The sequence below is a fragment of the Stenotrophomonas sp. MYb57 genome, assembly GCF_002966815.1.
Lineage (GTDB): Bacteria > Pseudomonadota > Gammaproteobacteria > Xanthomonadales > Xanthomonadaceae > Stenotrophomonas > Stenotrophomonas indicatrix.
In genome coordinates, this window is the sequence record NZ_CP023271.1 from 4,538,053 (window position 1) to 4,557,552 (window position 19,500).

Consider the following 19,500-nt stretch of genomic DNA (forward strand, 5'->3'; position numbering starts at 1 on the left):
GTCAGCGCTCCTCCAGCGGCTCGTCGGCGGCCGACAGCGGCCGCGCCGGGGTGTGGCTGCCATGGTCCAGCGACGGGCCTTCGTCGTACGGCTGCGGGCCGTGGCGCAGGATCTTCACCAGGTACCAGATGCCCCAGCCGAACACGAAGGCATAGCCGATCACATAGACACCCAGCGACAGCGCGGTCATCCATGCACTCTGCGGGCCAACGGCATCGGCGGTACGCAGCACGCCATAGACCACCCACGGCTGCCGCCCCATTTCGGTGACGAACCAGCCCGACAGCAGCGCGATGAAGCCGCTGGGCAGCATCCAGTTCCAGCCACGCAGCAGCCACGGCGAGGCCAGCAGCTTCTTCCGCCACAGCTGGAAGGCCGAGACCCAGGCCAGCACCAGCATCAGCGTGCCCAGCCCGACCATGATGCGGAAGGCGAAGAACACCGGCGTCACCGGCGGCCGTTCGCTGGCCGGCACCGACGTCAGCGGATCGAACGTACCGTCCAGGCTGTGGGTGAGGATCACGCTGCCGAGCTTGGGAATGGCCACCTCGAAATCGTTGCGCTCCTCCTTCTCGTTGGGCAGCGCGAACACCACCAGCGGCACGCCCTCGCCCTCCTTGGTCTCATGCCAGTGCGCTTCCATCGCCGCGATCTTCATCGGCTGGTGCTTGAGCGTGTTCAGGCCATGCATGTCGCCGACGAAGATCTGCACCGGCACGGTCAGCGCCGCGAACGCCACCGCCGCGATCAGCATCCGCCGCCCCGCTTCCACGTGCGTTCCCCTGCGCAGATACCACGCGCCCACACCACCGATCACGAAACAGGTGGTGATGAACGAACCCAGCGCCATGTGCGCCAGCCGGTACGGGAAGGACGGATTGAACACCACCTGCCACCAGTCGACGGGGTGCACGATGCCGTTGACCATCTCGTAGCCGGCCGGCGTATGCAGCCAGCTGTTGGACGAGAGGATCCAGAAGGTAGAGAACAGCGTGCCCAGCGCCACCATGCAGGTGGACAGGAAATGCAGGCGCGGCGACACCCGGCCCCAGCCGAACATCATCACGCCGAGGAAGCTGGCTTCGAGGAAGAACGCGGTCAGCACTTCGTAGGTCAGCAGCGGTCCGATCACCGTACCGGCCACTTCGCTCAGCCGCGGCCAGTTGGTGCCGAACTGGAAGGCCATGACGATGCCGCTGACCACGCCCATGCCGAAGGACACCGCGAAGATCTTCTGCCAGAAGAAATACAGCTCGCGCCAGACGGGCAATTTCGTGCGCAGCCAGCGCCATTCGATGAAGGCCAGCCAGCTGGCCGTGCCGATGGTGAAGGCCGGGAACAGTACGTGGAAACTGATGACGAATCCGAACTGGATCCGCGACAACAACAACGCGTCCAAGGGACGCCTCCTGCCAGGTGCCGGTGGGATACCAGACCACTTTAGGGGGATATCGTTAAGCCGGGATGCGACCGGGTGACGCGCTGCTTCACTTTGTCGCAGGGTGCGTGGAAGCCGCCGGGCATGGCCCGGCGCTACACGTCATTTCATCATTGGTGGCTCCGAGCCATGCCCGGCGGGGCGCTGATTCACGCGGTAGCGCCGGGCCATGCCCGGCGGGGCGTTCACCGCCAGAAATACCAGACGCCCATCGCCAGCAACGCGCCCAGCAACACGATCTGCACCACCGCATAGCCCACGCTGCTGTCGCGCGACTCGGACGCAATCCGCTTCTGCAGCGCTTCGCTCACATCCGGCACGTCGTCCTGCCTTACCTGTTCATGCAAGGCCTGCGAGAGCGCACGCTCGTCGGGTTCGCGGGAATCGGTTGGTCGGCTCACAACAGTTCTCCGGCGGTGGCGTGCTTCACCAGCTCCTGTTTCAGGACCTGGCGCGCACGGTGCAGGTGGCTCTTGATGGTACCCCGGGCCAGCCCGGTCACCTGCTCGATCTCGGCCAGATCGAAATCCTCCAGGTAGTGCAGGCCGACGATCAGGCGCTGCGGCGCACTCAACCGCTCCAGCGCCACGCCCAGTTGCCGGCCGGCCTGCAGCGCCTCACTGAGTTCGGCCGGGCCCGGCCCTTCATCGCCGATACCCAGCTCTTCAGGTACCTCCACCGCCACCATCCACTGCGCTTCCAGTCGCCGCCGCCGCAGGTGCTGCAGCGCGGTGGTGTAGGCCACGCGCGAAATCCAGGTCCGCAACGAAGATTCAAAACGGAACCGGTGCAGCTGGCGGAACACGGCCAGGAAGGTTTCCTGCAGCAGGTCGGCCACCTGGTCGCGGTCGCCGACCATGCGCCCGATCACATGCGCGCAGGTGCGCTGATGTGTTTCCACCAACTGCGCGAAGGCCGCTTGCGAGCCGTCGATGATCGCGCCCACCAGGGCGCGGTCGTCCGACCACGCAGAGGGCTCCTCCACGGGGACATTGCGCCGCCGCCCCCGCAGTGCAGCCAGTGCTCCCCCCAGAAGGCTCATGCGGGGGGCGCCCCTTGTGCCCGCAGCATGCGCCGGCTCAGCCCTTGCGCGTGGCGGGGCGGGTGAAGTGCCAAGCCAGCAGCTGGCCCAGCCCTGCGCTGCCGACCAGCGCGGCAGCTGCGCCGAACGTCAGGTCGCGTGCACCGATGGCCTCCAGCAGCGCCATGGCCAACGCCAGGCAGACCAGGCTGATGCCCCAGCGCAGCGCGCCCTGGCGGCGGCGTTCCTCTTCCAGCACCGCCAGCGAGCGGATCACCTCTTCCGGTACGTGCGGTGCCACCAGCTTGCTGCGCGCACGCGCATCGGCGATGGCATGGATCGCATAGGCGATGCAGATGAAGAGGGTGATCGGGATGAGTTCCTGCATGTCGTGCTCCTGTCCGGTAGATGATGCGGGTTCAGGAGATTGGATGCGCGGCCCTGCCGACCGGTTGCACCGCTTTGCCGATTCCGCTGCCATGACCTGTGGCCCCTGCCCGGGGCCGGGACGGCTGCTACGCTTGCCCGGTTTCCTCTTCTGGTGCCGTCCGCCCATGTCCCGAGTGCTGCCCCTGTCCCTCCTGCTGTCTGCCGTGCTGGCCGCTCCGGCCGCGCAGGCTGCGCCGACACCGATCACCATCGAACAGGCCATGGCCGACCCGGACTGGATCGGTCCGCCGGTGGAGAAGGCCTGGTGGTCGTGGAACAGCCAGCAGGTGGAGTACCAGCTCAAGCGCAACGGCAGCCCGGTGCGCGACACCTTCCGCCAGCCGATCGCCGGTGGCGTGGCCGCGCAGGTGGCCGATGACCAGCGCGGCAGCCTGGACGTGGCCGATCCGGTGTACGACCGCAGCCGCACGCGCAGCGCGTTCGTGCGCAACGGCGACGTGTTCGTGCGCGACCTGCGCAGCGGCGCACTGACCCAGCTGACCCGCAGCAACGAGCGCGCCAGCGGCGTGAACTTCGCCGCCGACAATGGCGTGATCTGGCGCGTCGGCCAGAACTGGTTCCACTGGACCGCCGCCAGCGGCGTGCAGCAGGTGGCCAGCCTGAAAGCCGAAAAGGATCCCAGCACGCCGCCGAAGGCCGACGTGCTGCGCGACCAGCAGCTGCGCACGCTGGAAACCCTGCGCCGCGACCGCGAACAGCGCGAGGCGCTGAAGGACCAGGACCAGCGCTGGCGCCAGGCCGACCCGACCCGCGCACCGGGTCCGGTGTTCCTGGGTGCCGACGTGGAGATCGTCGACAGCGTGCTGTCGCCGGACCTGGGCCACCTGATCGTGACCACCAAGCCGAAGGACTTCGATGACGGCCGCGGCGGCAAGATGCCGCTGTACGTGACCGAGTCGGGCTATGAAGAAACCGAGGACACCCGTCAGCGCGTCGGCCGCAACGGCTTCGAGCCGCACACCCTGTGGTTCGTGGATGTACGCAGCGGCAAGGCCGAGAAGCTGTCGCTGTCCAGCCTGCCGGGCATCGGCACCGATCCGCTGGCCGAGCTGCGCCGCAAGGCCGGCAAGGACGCGCTGAAGGGCGACCGCAGCGTGCAGGTGATGAGCGACTTCATGGGCGGTGGCATCCGCTGGAGCGCTGACGGCCAGCAGGCCGCGGTGATGCTGCGCGCCAACGACAACAAGGACCGCTGGATCGTCAGCGTTGCTGCCGCCGACGGCCGCGTGCAGAACCGCCACCGGCTGACCGACAACGCCTGGATCAACTGGGGCTTCAACGATTTCGGCTGGATGGCCGATGGCCGCACGCTGTGGCTGCTGTCCGAGGAATCCGGCTTCTCGCACCTGTACACCCAGGCCGGTGGCGGCAAGCCGCAGGCGCTGACCAGCGGCAAGTGGGAAACCTCGGCGCCGGTGCTGTCGGCCGACGGCAAGGGCTTCTACTTCCTGTGCAACCAGCAGGCCCCGCATGACTACGAAGTCTGCGCGGTCGATACCGCTGCCCGCCAGGTGCGCGAGCTGACCAGCCTCAATGGCGTGGAAGATTTCTCGCTGTCGCCGGACGGCCAGCAGCTGCTGGTGCGCTATTCCGGCGCCTACCTGCCGGCGCAGCTGGCGGTGGTGCCGAGTACCGGCACTGGCCAGGCGCGCGTGCTGACCGATACCCGTACCGCCGAGTACAAGGCGCGCCAGTGGATCCAGCCGAAGCTGGTGGCGGTGCCGTCCAAGCATGGCGCCGGCGTGGTCTGGGCCAAGTACTACGAGCCGGAAAACAAGGAACCCGGCAAGAAGTACCCGATCGTGATGTTCGTGCACGGTGCCGGCTACCTGCAGAACGTGCACCAGCGCTACCCGGCCTACTTCCGCGAGCAGATGTTCCACAACCTGCTGGTGCAGAAGGGCTACATCGTGCTGGACATGGACTACCGCGGCAGCGAAGGCTATGGCCGCGACTGGCGCACGGCGATCTACCGCAACATGGGCCACCCGGAGCTGGAAGACTACAAGGACGGCCTGGACTGGCTGGTCGACACCCAGCAGGGTGACCGTGACCACGCCGGCATCTACGGCGGCTCCTACGGCGGCTTCATGACCTTCATGGCCCTGTTCCGCTCGCCGGGCACGTTCAAGGCCGGCGCCGCGCTGCGCCCGGTGGTCGACTGGCACCAGTACAACCACGGCTACACCAGCAACATCCTCAACACCCCGGACATCGATCCGGAGGCGTACCGCGTGTCCTCGCCGATCGAGTACGCACAGAACCTGCAGGACAACCTGCTGATCGCCCACGGCATGATGGACGACAACGTGTTCTTCCAGGATTCGGTGAACCTGACCCAGCGCCTGATCGAGCTGCACAAGGACAACTGGTCGATCGCGCCGTACCCGCTGGAGCGCCATGGCTACGTGCGTGCCGATTCCTGGCTGGACCAGTACAAGCGCATCCTCAAGCTGTTCGAGCAGAACCTGAAGTGAGTGCTGCCGCGGCCACGATCCACATCGTGGCCGCGGTCATCCTCGATGACCGTGGCCGGGCACTGGTGGTGCGCAAGCACGGTGCCAGCCGCTTCATCCAGCCAGGCGGCAAGCCCGACCCGGGCGAGGCACCCCTGCAGGCACTGGCTCGCGAACTGGACGAGGAACTGGGCGTACGGCTGCACACCGCTTCGGCCATCGCACTCGGGAGTTTCGAGGACTGGGCGGTGAACGAGCCCGGCCATCGCGTGCAGGCGCAGGCCTGGCGGGTGTGGATCGAAGGTGAGCCGTGCGCGCGTGCTGAGATCGCCGAACTGGCCTGGGTGCCGCTGCAGCCGCCGCACGGCCAGCCCTTGGCACCCTTGAGTGAACACCATATCCTGCCGGCGGTCGCTGCCCTGGCGACGGCCCGCTGACCCGGCGGGCATCGCTCACCCGGACAACGGATGTCAGCTTCGATTCCCTCGATTCCAGCACCTGCCCCACCGCCACCCAGCAACTGGGTCGGCGCAGTGGCGCAGGGCTCGTTCTGGCTGAGCCTGCTGGTCACCCTCTATTTCCTCGCGCAGGCGCTGATGGCCGCGGTACTGGCCCGTACCGGGTTCTGGACCACGCTGGTGACACTGGCATGGGAACAGCAGCTCGACGGCAGCCTGTGGTGGATGCTCAAACACCCGGCGGCCACCTCGCTGCTGGTTGCCCTGCTCTGCCTGATCTCGACCCTGGCCAGCTGGGGCCTGTGGCGCGAGCGACGCTGGGGCCTGTGGGCCTATGTGTGGATGCTGGGCCTGAGCGCGCTGGCCAACTTCGTGATCGCCTGGTGGATGGATCGCCTGCTGCTGGTGTTGATCGCGCTGCTTGCCAGCGACCCCACGGCGCAGCATGAGCTGCAGGTGCAGCGTGTGCTGTTCACCCTGACACTGGTCGGCACCTCGGTGCTGTTCGCGGGGCTGCAGGGCTGGCTGGGTTGGCGCCTGCTGCGACCGGACATCCGCTGCCGCTTCCGCTGACTCCCCTCCCGCGTTCCGCCTTCGACAAGGATGTCGCATGCCTGCCCTGCTCCGAATGTTTCTGGTCGTCACTGCGCTGCTGCTGGCCACCCCGCCGGCGCCGGCCGCAGCCTCCGCTTCCACGCCCGCGCCGCTGCGATGTGGCCGGTACGTCAATGCGCAGAATGATGCCGCGCTGGTGATCGACTCACACAACCGGGGCCGTCGCCTGGCGACGGGCTTTGATCTCGAATCGCTGCAGATCGAACGCGATGGCAACGGCCTGGTGCTGGTCAACCTGGATGACGGCGTGGCAACAGCGCTCACTGCCAGTGCTGATGGCAGACGCATCAACGACACGCTGCAGGACTATCAGCTGCGTGCACCGGCGGTCTGCCAGCCGGTGGCCGTGAACGCCGCCGGCAGCTGCCTGGCCGATGCGAACCGCTGCATGGCTCGCCTGCACGCGGCGACGCCGCCGCAGCTGCTGACCGCCTGCCAACAGGGCGTGGGCGCGGCCTGCAGCGGCCTGTTGCTGGGCTACGTGGACGATGCGCTCCTCGCCGCCGCGTCTGCCAAGGGCGTAGCGCTGGCTACCGCCGCACCGGCGCCCTGCACCACCGATGCGGAGCGCGAGGAGGTGCTGACCTGCCGTGATGCCCGTCGTGACGCGTTGGCTGCCGCGGTGGCACAGGCCAGTGGCCAGGCGTTCGCCCGTGGCATCGATCCAGCGTGGGTGGAACTGCCGGCGGCGCAGCGCGACCAGTTGCAGCAGCTGTGCCTGCAGCAGCGCGCTGGCCGCTTCTGCACCGAAGTGGCCGAGCAGCAGTTGAATGCGCGCGATCCGCAGGCGGCCGTGCAGGCGTTGCAGGTGGTCTGCGACAGCGGTCGCTACAGCGCATGCGAGCGGGTCGAGCCCCTGCAGGCACTCGGTGCCGCGCTGCGCCTGGTCAATGCGACCGAGCCGCCCTGTGGCCTGTACCGGGCCGACGGCGGCACGATCGATGCGGTTGCGTTCGGCGACGATGGCCACGCGACGATCGGTAGCCAGCGCTCGCAGGTGCGACTGCTGGACGGTGCCATCCATCTGCGCAATGACCACGGCAGCGATCATGTGCTGCGCCTGCTGGCCAATGGCGACCTGCTGGGCATGGATGCCTGGACCGGCTACCAGCGTTACCAGCGGCAGCCGGGTGCTGTGCGCTGCAAGGCTGCGCCCACCCGTGATACCGCACCGTCTGCCCGCCGATGATGACCATCGTTCCACGTACCGTTTCTGCAAGGAGTTCCTGCATGCCCCCCTCCACTGCCCACCGCGGCCACCTGTCACGCGGGTGGATCGCCGCGCTGCTGTTGTCGCTCGGCCCGGCAGCATCCGCGCAACCACTGCTGTGCGGCACCTTCAAGGACGCCGACAGCGGCGCCCGGCTGACGGTGGAAAGCCCATTGCAGGGCTCCCGCCTCATCCCCGGCGCGGCCCCGGAGCCCTACAACCTGGAGCAGCTGGAGGACGTGCTGATGCTGGCCAACCTGGCCACCGGCGACATCGAGGCCCTGCAGATCATCGACGAGGGCCACGCGCTGGCCGGCGAAGAGCGTTACTACACGCTGGAAAGCACGGCGGTCTGCCAGGCGTCGCCGGTGTTCGCAGCGGGCAGCTGCCGCGCCGATATCGCCAGCTGCATGGATGACATGGCAGTGGCCGGACCCGAGCGCTGGCGGCAGTGGTGCCGTGAAGGCGTGCCGGCCGGCTGCAATCGCTTGATCGAGGATTATCGCAGCGACGCCCGCAATGCCCTGGTGCTCGACATCGCCCTGGCCAGCAATCGCGAGGAGCCTGCTGAACCTGCGGCATGCCAGCGTGGCAGCACGGACGTCGACGCAGAAGCATGCAGACAGGCCGAAGCGGTGGGCCGGGTCCGTGATGCGGCCTGGGCGTTCTCGGTGGCGCGAAGCATCCCGCGCGACGTGCCGCTACCGGCAGCGCAGCTGGACGAGGTGAGCACGCTGTGCCGCGAGCATCCCAGTGCCAGTTCCTGCCATGCCGCGGCCGTGGCGCTGTGGGCATCGGCGCGCCTGCTGCCGGCCCGCGATGCCCTGCAGCTGGCCTGCAGCATCGGTCGGGACCCGCAGGCCTGCAGCAGCGTCGCCCCCTTGGCCGCACTGAGCAGCGCAGACCTGGTCATCGTGGACGTGGCCAAGCTGCCCTGCGGCCGCTATGCGGCGCAGGGCCACGCCCTGGTGTTCGGCGACGACGCCCAGGTCCAAGTCGATGCGTCCGGCAGGCAGCCGGCGGTGATGCGCGCGGGCGCCATCCGGGTGCGGAACGAGGAAGGCGAGGACCACGTGTTCTGGCAGCTGGCCAATGGCGATCTTGTCGGCAACGACCGTTGGGCCCGCTTCGCCCGCTACCAGCGTGATGGTTCGTCGCCGACCTGCGGGGCGCGCGCCAGCGCAGGCACGGCGCTGCGGTAAAGTACGCGCCATGAACGAATTCGAGCGCGTTCGCGCCTACCTCACCGACCTGCAGGACCGCATCTGTGCAGCGATCGAATCCGCCGATGGCCGGGCACGCTTCCAGGAAGATCTGTGGCAGCGCGCCGAAGGTGGCGGTGGCCGCACCCGCGTGCTGCGCGATGGCGCGGTGTTCGAGCAGGCCGGTATCGGCTTTTCCGATGTGGCGGGCAGCCGCCTGCCGCCGTCGGCCTCGGCCAACCGGCCGGAACTGGCCGGTGCCTCGTGGCGCGCCACCGGTGTGTCGCTGGTGTTCCACCCACTCAACCCCTACGTGCCGACCACCCACGCCAACGTGCGCTTCTTCCAGGCCCAGCGCGACGGCGAGGTGGTGGCCAGCTGGTTCGGCGGTGGCTTCGACCTGACCCCGTTCTACCCGTTCGACGAGGACATGCAGCACTGGCATCGGGTGGCGCGCGATCTGTGTGCACCGTTCGGCGACGAACGCTACGCCGCGCACAAGCGCTGGTGCGATGAGTATTTCTTCCTGCGCCACCGCAATGAGACGCGTGGTGTGGGTGGTTTGTTCTTCGATGATCTGCACGGCGATTTCGAACGCGATTTCGCCTACCTGCGCGCGGTCGGCGATGGCTTCCTCGATGCCTACCTGCCGATCGTGCAGCAGCGCAAGGACATGCCCTACGGCGAACGCGAGCGCGAGTTCCAGCTGTACCGCCGCGGCCGCTACGTCGAGTTCAACCTGGTCTACGACCGTGGCACGCTGTTCGGCCTGCAGAGTGGCGGGCGCAGCGAGAGCATCCTGATGAGCCTGCCGCCGCGGGTGCGTTGGGAGTACGGCTTCAGCCCCGACGAAGGCAGCGCCGAGGCGCGCCTGGCCGATTACCTGGTGCCGCGCGACTGGGTGTGATGCGTGGCGCCCACAGTGGTCGAGCAAGCTCGACCACTACCGGGACCGGGCCGAGGCGACAGGCGGTCGGGCCAGCTCGATATCGACCGCATCCGCTCAATCGTCCTTGCGCTTGGGAATGATGGTGATGTGGCCGTTGGTTTCCAGCAGTGCCAGTTCCACTTCTTCCACGCCGATGCAGCTCTGCTGGCGCATGGCGACATCGAAATCGGCGCGGCTGACCAGCTCGCGCCGCAGCACACTGTCGAAGAGCTTGCCGTTGCGCGCGATCACCACCGGTTCGCCCTCGATCAGCCGTTCCATGCGGCGGCTGCGGGCGGTGATCCAGCCTACGCCATAGTTCAGCAGGATCAGCGTGGCGGCCAGCAGCAGGCCGCCGGCCAGCGAGGTGTCGGTGCCCAGCAATGCGTTCTGCACCGCATTGCCCAGCAGCACGATCAGCAGCACGTCGAACGGGGTGACCTGTCCCAGCGCGCGCTTGCCGCTGAGCCGGACCATGCCCAGCACGACTGCGTAGACCACCACCGCGCGCAGGATGAATTCCCACCACGGCATCGCCAAGTCGAACAGATCGGGCATTGCGGGTTTCCCTGCTGGGCGGTGGCCCAGCGTGGCGCAGCAGCGCACAAATAAAAAGCCCCGCTGACCAGGGGGAGGTCAACGGGGCCGGGGAACGGGCGCTTGGGGAGGAGCCCCCGTTCCGAGATCTGCTCCAGGGGATGGGAGAGATCCACGACAGGCATTGCGCCTGTCGGGAGTTATAGAAGCACTCCGAACACTAACGGTTCGTGAAGGGGCCCAATTTAATAAGCACCCATCAGGGAAACATTCATGTTTGAGTCAGAAATATCATGCAAATGAACGAATTCACGGCGTTTTCGGCCTGAATGCGACTCAGTGCGCCTCATCCCAATTGCTGCCAGTACCGGTATCGACCACCAACGGCACCCGCAATTGTGCCGCTTGCGACATGCGCTGCACGACATTGCTACGCAGTTCTTCGATGAAACCGGCCTCGGCTTCGAACACCAGTTCATCGTGCACCTGCAGGATCATCCGCGCCGGTGCGCCGCTGTCACGCAGCCATTTGTCCACATCGACCATGGCGCGCTTGATGATGTCGGCGGCGGTGCCCTGCATCGGTGCATTGATCGCCGCACGTTCAGCGCCAGCACGCAGGCCCTGGTTACGTGCATGAATGTCGTTCAGGTACAGCCGGCGACCGAACAGGGTCTCCACGTAGCCCTGCTCGCGGGCCTGCTCGCGCATGCGCTCCATGAAGTCACGCACGCCCGGATAGCGGCTGAAGTACAGCGCCACGTAATCCTGCGCTTGGCCGCGGTCGATGCCGAGGTTGCGGGCCAGTCCGAACGCACTCATGCCGTACATCAGGCCGAAGTTGATCGCCTTGGCAGCGCGACGCTCGTTGCTGGTCACTTCTTCCAGGGTGCGGCCGAACACCTCGGCGGCGGTGGCGCGATGCACGTCGGCGCCCTGCTCGAAGGCCCGCACCAGGCCCGGGTCTCCGGACAGGTGGGCCATGATCCGCAGCTCGATCTGCGAATAGTCGGCCGCCAGCAGCTGGAAGCCTTCCGGGGCGATGAACGCACGGCGGATGCGGCGGCCATCCTCGGTGCGGATCGGGATGTTCTGCAGGTTCGGATCGGACGAGGACAGGCGGCCGGTGGCGGCGCCGGACTGGTGGTAGCTGGTGTGCACCCGGCCGGTTTCGGAGTTGACCATCTCCGGCAGCTTGTCGGTATAGGTGCTGCGCAGTTTGGCCAGGCCACGGTACTCGAGGATCACCCGGGGCAGCTCGTGCTGCTCGGCAATCGCCTCCAGCGCCTCTTCATTGGTGCTGGGCTGGCCCTTGGGGGTCTTCACCACCGCCGGCAGCTTCAGCTCGTCGAACAGCACCGCCTGCAGCTGCTTGGGCGAATCCAGGTTGAAGCTGCGCCCGGCCAGTTCGGTGGCCTTCTGCTGCGCGGCCAGCATGCGCGAGGACAGGTCCTGGCTCTGCCGGCGCAGTTCGTCGGTGTCGATCCGCACGCCATTGGCTTCGATGCTGGCCAGCACCGGCACCAGCGGCATCTCGATGCTGCGGTACACGCTGTCCAGGGTCGGTTCGGCCAGCAGCTGCGGCTGCAGCGCGTGGTGCAGGCGCAGGGTGATGTCGGCGTCTTCGGCGGCGTAGCGGCCGGCCTCGTCGATGCCCACCTGCGAGAACGAAATCTGCTTGGCGCCCTTGCCTGCCACGTCCTCGAACTTGATGGTGCTGTAGCCCAGGTAACGCAGGGCCAGCGAATCCATGTCGTGGCGGGTGGCGGTGGAATTGAGCACGAAGCTCTCAAGCATGGTGTCGTCGTGGTAGCCCTGCACGTCCACGCCATGGCGGCGCAGCACGTGCAGGTCGTACTTGCCATGCTGGCCCAGCTTCTTCTTCGCCGGGTCCTGCAGCACCGGCCGCAGCGCATCGAGCACCTGTGCCAGCGGCAACTGTGCCGGCGCGCCGGGATAATCGTGGCCGACCGGGATGTAGGCGGCCTTGCCCGGCTCCACCGCCAGGCTGATGCCGATCAGGCGCGCACGCATCGCATCCAGTGCGTCGGTCTCGGTGTCGAAGCTGATCAGGTCAGCCTGCTGCACGCGCGCGACCCAGGCCTGCAGCTGCTCGGTGGTCAGCACGGTCTCGTACTCGCCGGGCGCCGACAGCGCCGGATCGAGCTCGCCAACGGGCGGCGCTTCGGCGCTGCCACGGGCAAAGCCGGCCGCGGTGCCACGCAGGCTCGGCGTCGCGTCGTTGGCCACTGCAGGCGCCGGTACCGGCCCGCCCAGCTCCTTCAACGCCTGGGTGAAGCCGTAACGCAGGTACAGCTCGCCCAGGGTGGGCACATCCGGATCGCGCAGGGCCAGCGTGGTCGGGCTGGCGTCCAGCGCGACGTCGGTGCGGATGGTCACCAGCTCCTTGTTCAGCGGCAGGCGCTCCAGCGCGGCGCGCAGGTTTTCGCCGATCTTGCCCTTCATGGTCGGCGCCGCTGCCATCACCCCGTCCAGATGCTGGTATTCGGCCAGCCACTTGGCGGCCGTCTTCGGCCCGCACTTCTCCACGCCGGGCACGTTGTCCACGGTATCGCCCATCAGCGCCAGCAGGTCGACGATCTGGTCGGCGCGCACGCCGAACTTGTCCATCACCGCCGCGTCCGAATCCATGCGGCTGCCGGTCATGGTGTTGACCAGTTCGATGCCCGGCCGGACCAGCTGCGCGAAATCCTTGTCGCCGGTCGAGATGGTGACCTTCAGGTCCTGTGCCACGCCCTGCAGGGCCAGGGTGCCGATCACATCATCGGCCTCCACGCCGTCGATGCGCAGGATGCTGATGCCCAGCGCTTCGACGATGCGGCACATCGGTTCGACCTGGCTGCGCAGTTCATCGGGCATCGGCGGGCGGTTGGCCTTGTACTGGTCGTACAGGTCATCGCGGAAGGTCTTGCCGGGGGCATCGACGACGAAGGCGACGTAGGCCGGGCGCTCCTTCAGCGTCGAGCGCAGCATGTTGACCACGCCGAACAGCGCGCCGGTGGGCTCACCCTGTGCATTGGACAGGGGCGGCAGCGCGTGGAACGCGCGGTACAGGTAACTGGACCCGTCGATCAGGACTAATCTGCTCATGTGTCGATTCTACGCGCCTGTTCCTGCATCGCGGCGACACGGCAGCGACGCGGCGTTGGGGCATAATCAAGGCTCTTTCCAGGCAAAGGCCCCGCCGATGAAGACCCTGATGCTGGCTTCCCTGCTCCTGCTTGCTGGCTGCGCCAGCATGGGCGGCGCGGGCGCTCCCCCGGTGGACGTCAAGGGCGCCGATGTTTCCAAGCGCACGATGGACAACGGCGACACCATCGAGGAATACCGGGTGTCCGGCCAGTTGCGCATGGTCAAGGTGACGCCGGCACGCGGCGCCCCGTTCTACATGTATGACAAGAACGGCGATGGCCGCTTCGACAATGACAAGGATGGCGTGTCGCCGGTGTACTGGAAGCTGTACAGCTGGTGATGTGGCCGGGGTCGGATCCCTTTCCACAGGAAAGGGCTCTGACCCCATCAAGGCGATCGGCACGGCCCTATCCACGCATGGCGTGGATCTACTGGGCATTGCGGTGGCCCTATCCACGCATGGCGTGGATCTACTGGGCGTTGCGGTGGCCCTATCAACGCATGGCGTGGATCTACTGGCATTGCGGTGGCCCTATCCACGCATGGCGTGGATCTACTGGGCATTGCGGTGGCCCTATCCACGCATGGCGTGGATCTACTGGGCATTGCGGTGGCCCTATCCACGCATGGCGTGGATCTACTGGGCATTGCGGTGGCCCTATCCACGCATGGCGTGGATCTACTGGGCATTGCGGTGGCCCTATCCACGCATGGCGTGGATCTACTGGCATTGCGGTGGCCCCATCCACGCATGGCGTGGACCTTTGACGGTGAACTGGAGTAGATCCACGCCATGCGTGGATGCTCTTCGGGCCGCCGATAAAAAACAACGCCGGCGCGCATCCTGCGGCCGGCGTCGGGTCCCCTCCCCGGGAACGCTTCCGTATCAGCGGATGACCAGCACCGGCAGCGTGCTGCGCGCCAGCACCTCGGCGGTCTGGCTGCCCAGCAGCACACGGGTGACGCCGCGGCGGCCGTGCGAGGTCATTACGATCAGATCGCTGTTGCGCTGGCCCGCCGTCTCGATGATGCCGTCGGCCGCGTAGCGGTCCAGCACATGCACCGGATTGGCGGTGATGCCCTGCTCGGCCGCCTTGGCCAGGGCCGGCTGCAGCACCTTCTGCGCGCCTTCCTCGCGGTCGGCCTTGTACTCCGGGCTGTTCATGTAGCCCACGCTCCAGCCCATGGCGTCGTACATGCCGACGGCCCAAGGCTCGGAGACGGTGACGATGTCGACCTCGGCGTTGAGGTCCTTGGCCAGCTCCAGGCCCTTGGCCAGGCCCTTGTCGGCCAGCTCCGAGCCATCGGTGGCGATCAGGATGCGCTTGTACATGGTGGGGCTCCGCGGTGATCCAGCCAGTGGGAACGACACCATTACACAGCCTGTGTGGAGATCGTGCCTTGCGCAGGATCAATCCGGCAGCGCGCAGCGATGCCTGCGCAGCGCGGCATGATCGGCCGACGCGCCCAGGATCGACAGACGGCTGGGATGCTCCGGTAGCGCCGGGCCACGCCCGGCGGGCACTCAGGCCTGCACCGTCACCCGCCAGCCACCGTCGTGCGGCTGCCAGTCGAATTCCACCGGCAGGAACTTCTCGATCAACCGCGCATTGCTGACCAGGTGATCGCTCAGCACGTGGGTGGTGAACGCACCGCCGCCTGCCAGCGCCATCGGCAGCAGCAACTGGTCGGACAGGTACTCGCCAACAGCACCGGTCCCGTCCAGGTACTGCTTGACCTGTCCGGCCAGGCGCGCCCCGACCTGCTCGGCGGAGACACTGCGCTCGCCGTGGCCGCTGAACACCTCCACGTGATCACCATGACGCACGCGCACCAGGGCGACGTTGCCCGGTCCCAGCGCCGGCCGTATCGACTGCACGTTGCGCGGGTGCGGGTCCACGCCCAGCGTCTCGGCCAGTACCTGCAGTTCGCGCAGGCCGATGCCGCTGGACAGGCCGGACATCAGCACCTGTGCCTCGATCGCCTGCAACGGTGCACGCACCTCCAACGACGGCGGCTGCAACGCCGCGCACGGCTGCACCTGCACCTCCATCACGCCGCCACCGGCTGGATGGAAACCGTGCTGCAGCAGCTGCATCGACGCCTGCACGCCCATCCGGCCCAGCGCCGGCAGATAGCTTTGCGCGATGAAATCCGCGCTGGGTGCCAGCGGATTGTGGGTACCGCCTTCCAGGCGCAGCTGCGACGGCCCCTGCGCGCGCCACAGCGCGGGCAGCACGGTCTGTAGCACCAGCGTTGCCGAGCCGGCGCTGCCGGTCGCGAAGTGGTAGGTGCCGGCGCTCACCCGCCCCGGCTCGAAGCGCAACGAGGTAGCGCCCAGTTCTGCACCGTGCACACAGGCGTTGCCGACCCGCGCCGCAGCGTTCACCGCGGTCAGGTGCTGGCGCATCAACCCCGGCTTGCGCCGGATCGCGCGGATGTTGTGCAGCGTGAAGCCGGTGCCGGTGCACAGGCTCAGGGTCAGTGCCGAGCGCAGCAGCTGTCCGCCTCCGTGCCCGCCATCCAGTTCAATCATGTCCATCTGTCTGTTCCTCCGTGCCCGTTGTTCGATGCCGGGCCTTGCTGCCGTGCGCGGCGCAGTGTACGCCGCGCACGGGTTGCCTCATCCCTTCACGCACACCACCTGGCGCAGCGTGTGCACGATCTCGACCAGATCGCGCTGGGCCTCCATCACTGCCTCGATCGGCTTGTAGGCCGCCGGCGATTCATCCACCACCTCCGCATCCTTGCGGCACTCCACGTGCGCGGTGGCCTTGGCGTGGTCATCCACCGTGATCAGCTTGCGTGCCTGGGTACGGCTCATCACGCGGCCGGCACCGTGGCTGCAGCTGTGGAAGCTGTCCTCGTTGCCGAGGCCACGCACGATGAAGCTCTTGGCCCCCATGCTGCCCGGAATGATGCCCAGTTCGCCCTTGCGCGCACTCACCGCGCCCTTGCGGGTCAGCATCACTTCCTTGCCGAAGTGGGTCTCGCGGTTCACGTAGTTGTGGTGGCAGTTCACCGCCTCGGCCTCGGCCTCGAACGGCTTGCTGATCACCGTGCGCACCGCGGCCACCACGTTGCGCATCATCACCTCGCGGTTCATGCGTGCGAAACGCTGCGCCCAGTCCACCGCGAACACATAGTCGCCGTAGTGCTGGCTGCCCTCGGGCAGGTAGGCCAGGTCCTGGTCGGGCAGGTTGATCATCCAGCGGCGCATTTCCTGCTTGGCCAGCTCGATGAAGTAGGTGCCGATGGCATTGCCTACGCCACGCGAACCGGAGTGCAGCATGAACCACACGCGCTGCTCCTGGTCCAGGCAGACCTCGACGAAGTGGTTGCCGGTACCCAGCGTTCCCAGGTGCTTGAGGTTGTTGGTGTTCTTCAGGCGCGGGTGACGCTCGCAGATCAGTGCGAAGTCATCCACCAGCTGCGCCCAGCCTTCCACCGCCAGTTCGGGCGGCGTGTCCCAGCTGCCCTTGTCACGGCCCCCGCGGGTGACGCTGCGGCCGTGCGGCACCGCCCGCTCGATCGCGCTGCGCACCGCCGACAGGTTGTCCGGCAGGTCGCTGGCAACCAGCGTGGTGCGCACCGCGATCATGCCGCAGCCGATGTCCACGCCCACTGCTGCAGGAATGATCGCGCCGATGGTCGGCACCACCGAACCCACGGTCGCGCCCTTGCCCAGGTGCACGTCGGGCATCACCGAGATCCACTTGTGGATGAAGGGCAGCTTGGCGATGTTCTGCAGCTGCTGGCGCGCCTGGTCTTCCAGCGGCACGCCGCGGGTCCACAGCTTGATCGGTGCAGCGCCCGGCTGCTGGATCACGTCGTAATTGAGGGTGGTCATGGTGATGTTTCCTTTCATCCAAAGCAAAAACAAAGAAGGTGCGGTGACAAAGGGGGTGGAACATTCCGTCACCCGCGTTGCCGCGGAGGACGGCCGGGACTTGAACCCGACCCCGAAGGGCTTCCGATGTAGTTCCACCTGCATTCCCCGCGCAACGAAAGCGAAGGTGCCGGCAGCACGACAAGAATCTGGAGGAACATCCTGCTCTACCACTGAGCTACTGCCGCGTTGCCGTGGCAGGCGGGAGTCGAACCCGCGACCTGGAGCTTAAGGGGCTGTAGTTCCTCCGGCATTCGCGCTGCCGGCATTGAAGCGGTGGCACCGTTGCCGGTGCCGTTTGAAAAAGTGCGGTGACAAGGGAGGTGGAACGTCTGCTTCCTCACGACAGGCAGGAAACGCGGGACTCGAACCCGACCCCGAAGGGACAACCAATGTAGTTCCACCAGCATTCACCGCGAAAACGAATTCCTGGCCCTGCCCGGCTGGCCCCATTGCCAGCCGGGCGGTCCGTGCGGCCTCCCTGCCGCCTTACAACGCCATGTCCTGGATGCGCTCGACCCAGCTGCTGCCGTCCTCGGCCGCAGCGGCGTACTGCGCCATCAGGTCGAACACCGCATCGCTGAAGCCACCGATGTGCAGCACGTCACCGCGCTGTACGGTCTGGCTGCTGGCCACCGGCTGCAGGTCGATGCACACCAGCCGCGCCTGTGGGCAGCGACGCTTCAATGCATCCCACTGCAGCATCGTGGCCGTCTGGCCGCCCTGGCGGGTGTCACGCCAACTCTCGTTGTCCGACACCAGCACCACCAGGTCCACCGGCTCGCGCCGCAGGTTGAGGTAGTGCAGCGGCGCGCTGACCGACGTACCACCGCCGTTGATGGCCAGCTGGCGGGCCAACGTCATCACGCTGTCGCGCGGGTTCAGGCGCACGTGGCGCACCTCGGTATCGAACGGCAACACCTTGGCCTGCGGCTGGCCGCGCAGCACGCAGGCTGCAACCAGCGCCGCCACGTCCACGCAGCGCGCCGCCGTGCTGGAGCCCTTGCGGTAGCCGGTTACCGGCGACTGCATGGAACCGGACACGTCCACCGCCACCACCACCCGCCCAGGCAATGCCGGGGCCGACGCCGTGGCGATCTCCATCGCGTCCTGCAACGCTTCCAGGATCGGCGCCGGCAAGCCACCGCCGGCGTGGAAGGCCATCAGCAGCTGGTAGGGCAATACGCGGGCACGACGCACCTGCTGCGGATCACGCAGGCGCTCTGCGATCACCTGCACCATCGCCGGATCGTCGAACACGCCATTGCGGGCGAACGTGTTGAGGTTCATCCGCATCGACTGCCACGATGCATTGCGGGCCAGTGCCGACCACTGCGCCGCGTCCAGCGGCAGCGTGCTGTAGTACTGGAACGGCAGGTCCGGCGGCAGTCCGCGCGGGTCACGCTTGAACGCCTCGTACGCCTGCACCACTGCCGGCAGCTGCGCCTCGTCGTAGGGACGACCGATGATCCATGCATACAGCGCCTTGCGCTCGGCGTTGGCCGGCTTCGGGTGCACCATGCGGATCACATCGGCCAGCGACGGCTGCTGGCCGATCGCCGCACGCACCAGCGTTTCCGCCGACGCCTGCTGGATCCACTCACGCACCCTGCGCTTGGGCAGCGAGCCCAGCGAGCGGCGCCCCACCTGGCCGCTGCGCATGATCTGCACGAAGGTGCGCAGCTGGCGGCCGTTGTCGATCACCCGCGGGAAAACCAGGGCGAACGCCTCCGGGTCGCGCAGGCTCAGCACCGCCAGCAGCAACGCCGGCATGTCCTTCATGTGTGCGACCTGGCGGGCGTACAGGGCGGTACGGGCGATGAAGCGCGGCTCGACCTGCGCGGTCAGCGCCAGCACCTGCTGCAGCTGTGCCTCGGCGTCGCTGTAGAAGGTGTTGTTCAGGCACCCGGTGGCCGCATACAGCGCCAGCGCGGCACGCGGGTCGCGGCGGTAGGCCAGGCCACCGGCTTCATTGACGGTGTCTGCCTGCGGCGGCTGGGGCGTGCGCATCCAGGAGAAGAGCGAAAGGTTGGCCATGCTGATGTCCTCGGCGGGAACAGCCCGCGTCGTGTCTTGCCGGATATAGAGCAATGGCCGTGCCAACTTTTGCGAAACCATCGCATGCTATTGATTTTGAAGTTAT

General features: G+C 67.2%; 18 protein-coding genes. 8 read left to right on the forward strand and 10 right to left on the reverse strand.

The genetic code is table 11. The features are described from left to right. Window position 1: 1 nt before the first annotated feature. The 4 genes from CLM74_RS20760 to CLM74_RS20775 form a co-directional block, all read right to left on the reverse strand. Window positions 2-1,399, reverse strand: coding sequence for a cytochrome ubiquinol oxidase subunit I (locus CLM74_RS20760; RefSeq protein ID WP_099844137.1), 1,398 nt, complete (start codon window positions 1,397-1,399; stop codon window positions 2-4). Between the two features lie 224 nt (window positions 1,400-1,623). Continuing rightward, window positions 1,624-1,839 carry a hypothetical protein gene (locus tag CLM74_RS20765; protein WP_080149569.1) on the reverse strand — a complete coding sequence of 72 codons (216 nt, stop codon included), beginning with the start codon at window positions 1,837-1,839 and terminating at the stop codon, window positions 1,624-1,626. Beyond that, on the reverse strand, window positions 1,836-2,480 hold the full coding sequence (locus CLM74_RS20770) for a sigma-70 family RNA polymerase sigma factor (RefSeq protein WP_105164860.1): 645 nt from the start codon (window positions 2,478-2,480) through the stop codon (window positions 1,836-1,838). The genes CLM74_RS20765 and CLM74_RS20770 overlap by 4 nt, the downstream gene beginning before the upstream one ends. Window positions 2,481-2,517: 37 nt before the next feature. Further along, window positions 2,518-2,847, reverse strand: a complete 330-nt coding sequence (locus tag CLM74_RS20775) for a hypothetical protein (protein WP_025878030.1) — start codon at window positions 2,845-2,847, stop codon at window positions 2,518-2,520. Window positions 2,848-3,013: 166 nt separating this feature from the next. Here CLM74_RS20775 and CLM74_RS20780 point away from each other — a divergent pair, with 166 nt between their 5' ends. Genes CLM74_RS20780 through hemF form a run of 6 tightly spaced genes read left to right on the forward strand, consistent with a single transcriptional unit; the run spans window position 3,014 to window position 9,757 of the window. After that, window positions 3,014-5,386: a S9 family peptidase gene (locus tag CLM74_RS20780; RefSeq protein WP_105164861.1), complete on the forward strand. Its 2,373-nt coding sequence runs from the start codon at window positions 3,014-3,016 to the stop codon at window positions 5,384-5,386. Then, a complete protein-coding gene (locus CLM74_RS20785) occupies window positions 5,383-5,802 on the forward strand; it encodes an NUDIX domain-containing protein (protein ID WP_032976796.1) in 420 nt (139 codons plus the stop codon). Before CLM74_RS20780 ends, CLM74_RS20785 begins: the two co-directional genes overlap by 4 nt. Before the next feature lie 30 nt (window positions 5,803-5,832). Next, complete coding sequence (locus CLM74_RS20790; RefSeq protein WP_105164862.1) at window positions 5,833-6,396, forward strand: hypothetical protein; 564 nt, start codon at window positions 5,833-5,835, stop codon at window positions 6,394-6,396. 37 nt (window positions 6,397-6,433) lie between these two features. Continuing rightward, complete coding sequence (locus CLM74_RS20795) at window positions 6,434-7,627, forward strand: hypothetical protein (RefSeq protein WP_158684180.1); 1,194 nt, start codon at window positions 6,434-6,436, stop codon at window positions 7,625-7,627. A 41-nt stretch (window positions 7,628-7,668) separates the two neighbouring features. Then, entirely contained in the window at window positions 7,669-8,850 is a 1,182-nt protein-coding gene (locus CLM74_RS20800) for a hypothetical protein (RefSeq protein ID WP_105164864.1), read from the forward strand. Window positions 8,851-8,860: 10 nt separating this feature from the next. Next, window positions 8,861-9,757, forward strand: a complete 897-nt coding sequence (gene hemF / locus CLM74_RS20805; RefSeq protein WP_025878040.1) for an oxygen-dependent coproporphyrinogen oxidase — start codon at window positions 8,861-8,863, stop codon at window positions 9,755-9,757. A 96-nt stretch (window positions 9,758-9,853) separates the two neighbouring features. On the opposite strand, the gene CLM74_RS20810 is transcribed toward hemF, so the two are convergent. Both CLM74_RS20810 and polA read right to left on the reverse strand, forming a co-directional pair. Then, window positions 9,854-10,336 (reverse strand): YetF domain-containing protein, encoded by a 483-nt coding sequence (locus CLM74_RS20810; protein WP_025878041.1) that lies wholly within the window; start codon window positions 10,334-10,336, stop codon window positions 9,854-9,856. A 315-nt stretch (window positions 10,337-10,651) separates the two neighbouring features. After that, window positions 10,652-13,426 (reverse strand): DNA polymerase I, encoded by a 2,775-nt coding sequence (polA, locus tag CLM74_RS20815; RefSeq protein ID WP_105164865.1) that lies wholly within the window; start codon window positions 13,424-13,426, stop codon window positions 10,652-10,654. Between the two features lie 97 nt (window positions 13,427-13,523). On the opposite strand from polA, the gene CLM74_RS20820 reads away from it, so the two are divergent. Both CLM74_RS20820 and CLM74_RS20825 read left to right on the forward strand, forming a co-directional pair. Then, window positions 13,524-13,808: a DUF2782 domain-containing protein gene (locus CLM74_RS20820; RefSeq protein ID WP_025878043.1), complete on the forward strand. Its 285-nt coding sequence runs from the start codon at window positions 13,524-13,526 to the stop codon at window positions 13,806-13,808. A 186-nt stretch (window positions 13,809-13,994) separates the two neighbouring features. Next, window positions 13,995-14,252, forward strand: coding sequence for a hypothetical protein (locus CLM74_RS20825; protein ID WP_105164866.1), 258 nt, complete (start codon window positions 13,995-13,997; stop codon window positions 14,250-14,252). Window positions 14,253-14,354: 102 nt separating this feature from the next. On the opposite strand, the gene CLM74_RS20830 is transcribed toward CLM74_RS20825, so the two are convergent. The 4 genes from CLM74_RS20830 to CLM74_RS20845 all read right to left on the reverse strand — a co-directional run bounded on the left by CLM74_RS20830 (window position 14,355) and on the right by CLM74_RS20845 (window position 19,394). Continuing rightward, window positions 14,355-14,801 (reverse strand): universal stress protein, encoded by a 447-nt coding sequence (locus CLM74_RS20830; RefSeq protein ID WP_025878044.1) that lies wholly within the window; start codon window positions 14,799-14,801, stop codon window positions 14,355-14,357. Between the two features lie 192 nt (window positions 14,802-14,993). After that, complete coding sequence (gene rtcA, locus CLM74_RS20835) at window positions 14,994-16,010, reverse strand: RNA 3'-terminal phosphate cyclase (RefSeq protein ID WP_025878045.1); 1,017 nt, start codon at window positions 16,008-16,010, stop codon at window positions 14,994-14,996. Window positions 16,011-16,091: 81 nt separating this feature from the next. Next, window positions 16,092-17,318: an RtcB family protein gene (locus CLM74_RS20840; protein WP_059065616.1), complete on the reverse strand. Its 1,227-nt coding sequence runs from the start codon at window positions 17,316-17,318 to the stop codon at window positions 16,092-16,094. Window positions 17,319-17,846: 528 nt separating this feature from the next. Further along, window positions 17,847-19,394: a VWA domain-containing protein gene (locus tag CLM74_RS20845; RefSeq protein WP_105164867.1), complete on the reverse strand. Its 1,548-nt coding sequence runs from the start codon at window positions 19,392-19,394 to the stop codon at window positions 17,847-17,849. Between the last annotated feature and the right edge of the window lie 106 nt (window positions 19,395-19,500).

Bases quoted from the DNA above. Each gene is read 5' to 3' on its own strand.
- CLM74_RS20770 (WP_105164860.1), bottom strand. From the start codon at position 2,480: ATGAGCCTTCTGGGGGGAGCACTGGCTGCACTGCGGGGGCGGCGGCGC.
- CLM74_RS20775 (WP_025878030.1), bottom strand. From the start codon at position 2,847: ATGCAGGAACTCATCCCGATCACCCTCTTCATCTGCATCGCCTATGCG.
- CLM74_RS20780 (WP_105164861.1), top strand. From the start codon at position 3,014: ATGTCCCGAGTGCTGCCCCTGTCCCTCCTGCTGTCTGCCGTGCTGGCC.
- CLM74_RS20790 (WP_105164862.1), top strand. From the start codon at position 5,833: ATGTCAGCTTCGATTCCCTCGATTCCAGCACCTGCCCCACCGCCACCC.
- CLM74_RS20795 (WP_158684180.1), top strand. From the start codon at position 6,434: ATGCCTGCCCTGCTCCGAATGTTTCTGGTCGTCACTGCGCTGCTGCTG.
- CLM74_RS20800 (WP_105164864.1), top strand. From the start codon at position 7,669: ATGCCCCCCTCCACTGCCCACCGCGGCCACCTGTCACGCGGGTGGATC.
- hemF (WP_025878040.1), top strand. From the start codon at position 8,861: ATGAACGAATTCGAGCGCGTTCGCGCCTACCTCACCGACCTGCAGGAC.
- CLM74_RS20810 (WP_025878041.1), bottom strand. From the start codon at position 10,336: ATGCCCGATCTGTTCGACTTGGCGATGCCGTGGTGGGAATTCATCCTG.
- polA (WP_105164865.1), bottom strand. From the start codon at position 13,426: ATGAGCAGATTAGTCCTGATCGACGGGTCCAGTTACCTGTACCGCGCG.
- CLM74_RS20820 (WP_025878043.1), top strand. From the start codon at position 13,524: ATGAAGACCCTGATGCTGGCTTCCCTGCTCCTGCTTGCTGGCTGCGCC.
- CLM74_RS20830 (WP_025878044.1), bottom strand. From the start codon at position 14,801: ATGTACAAGCGCATCCTGATCGCCACCGATGGCTCGGAGCTGGCCGAC.
- rtcA (WP_025878045.1), bottom strand. From the start codon at position 16,010: ATGGACATGATTGAACTGGATGGCGGGCACGGAGGCGGACAGCTGCTG.
- CLM74_RS20840 (WP_059065616.1), bottom strand. From the start codon at position 17,318: ATGACCACCCTCAATTACGACGTGATCCAGCAGCCGGGCGCTGCACCG.
- CLM74_RS20845 (WP_105164867.1), bottom strand. From the start codon at position 19,394: ATGGCCAACCTTTCGCTCTTCTCCTGGATGCGCACGCCCCAGCCGCCG.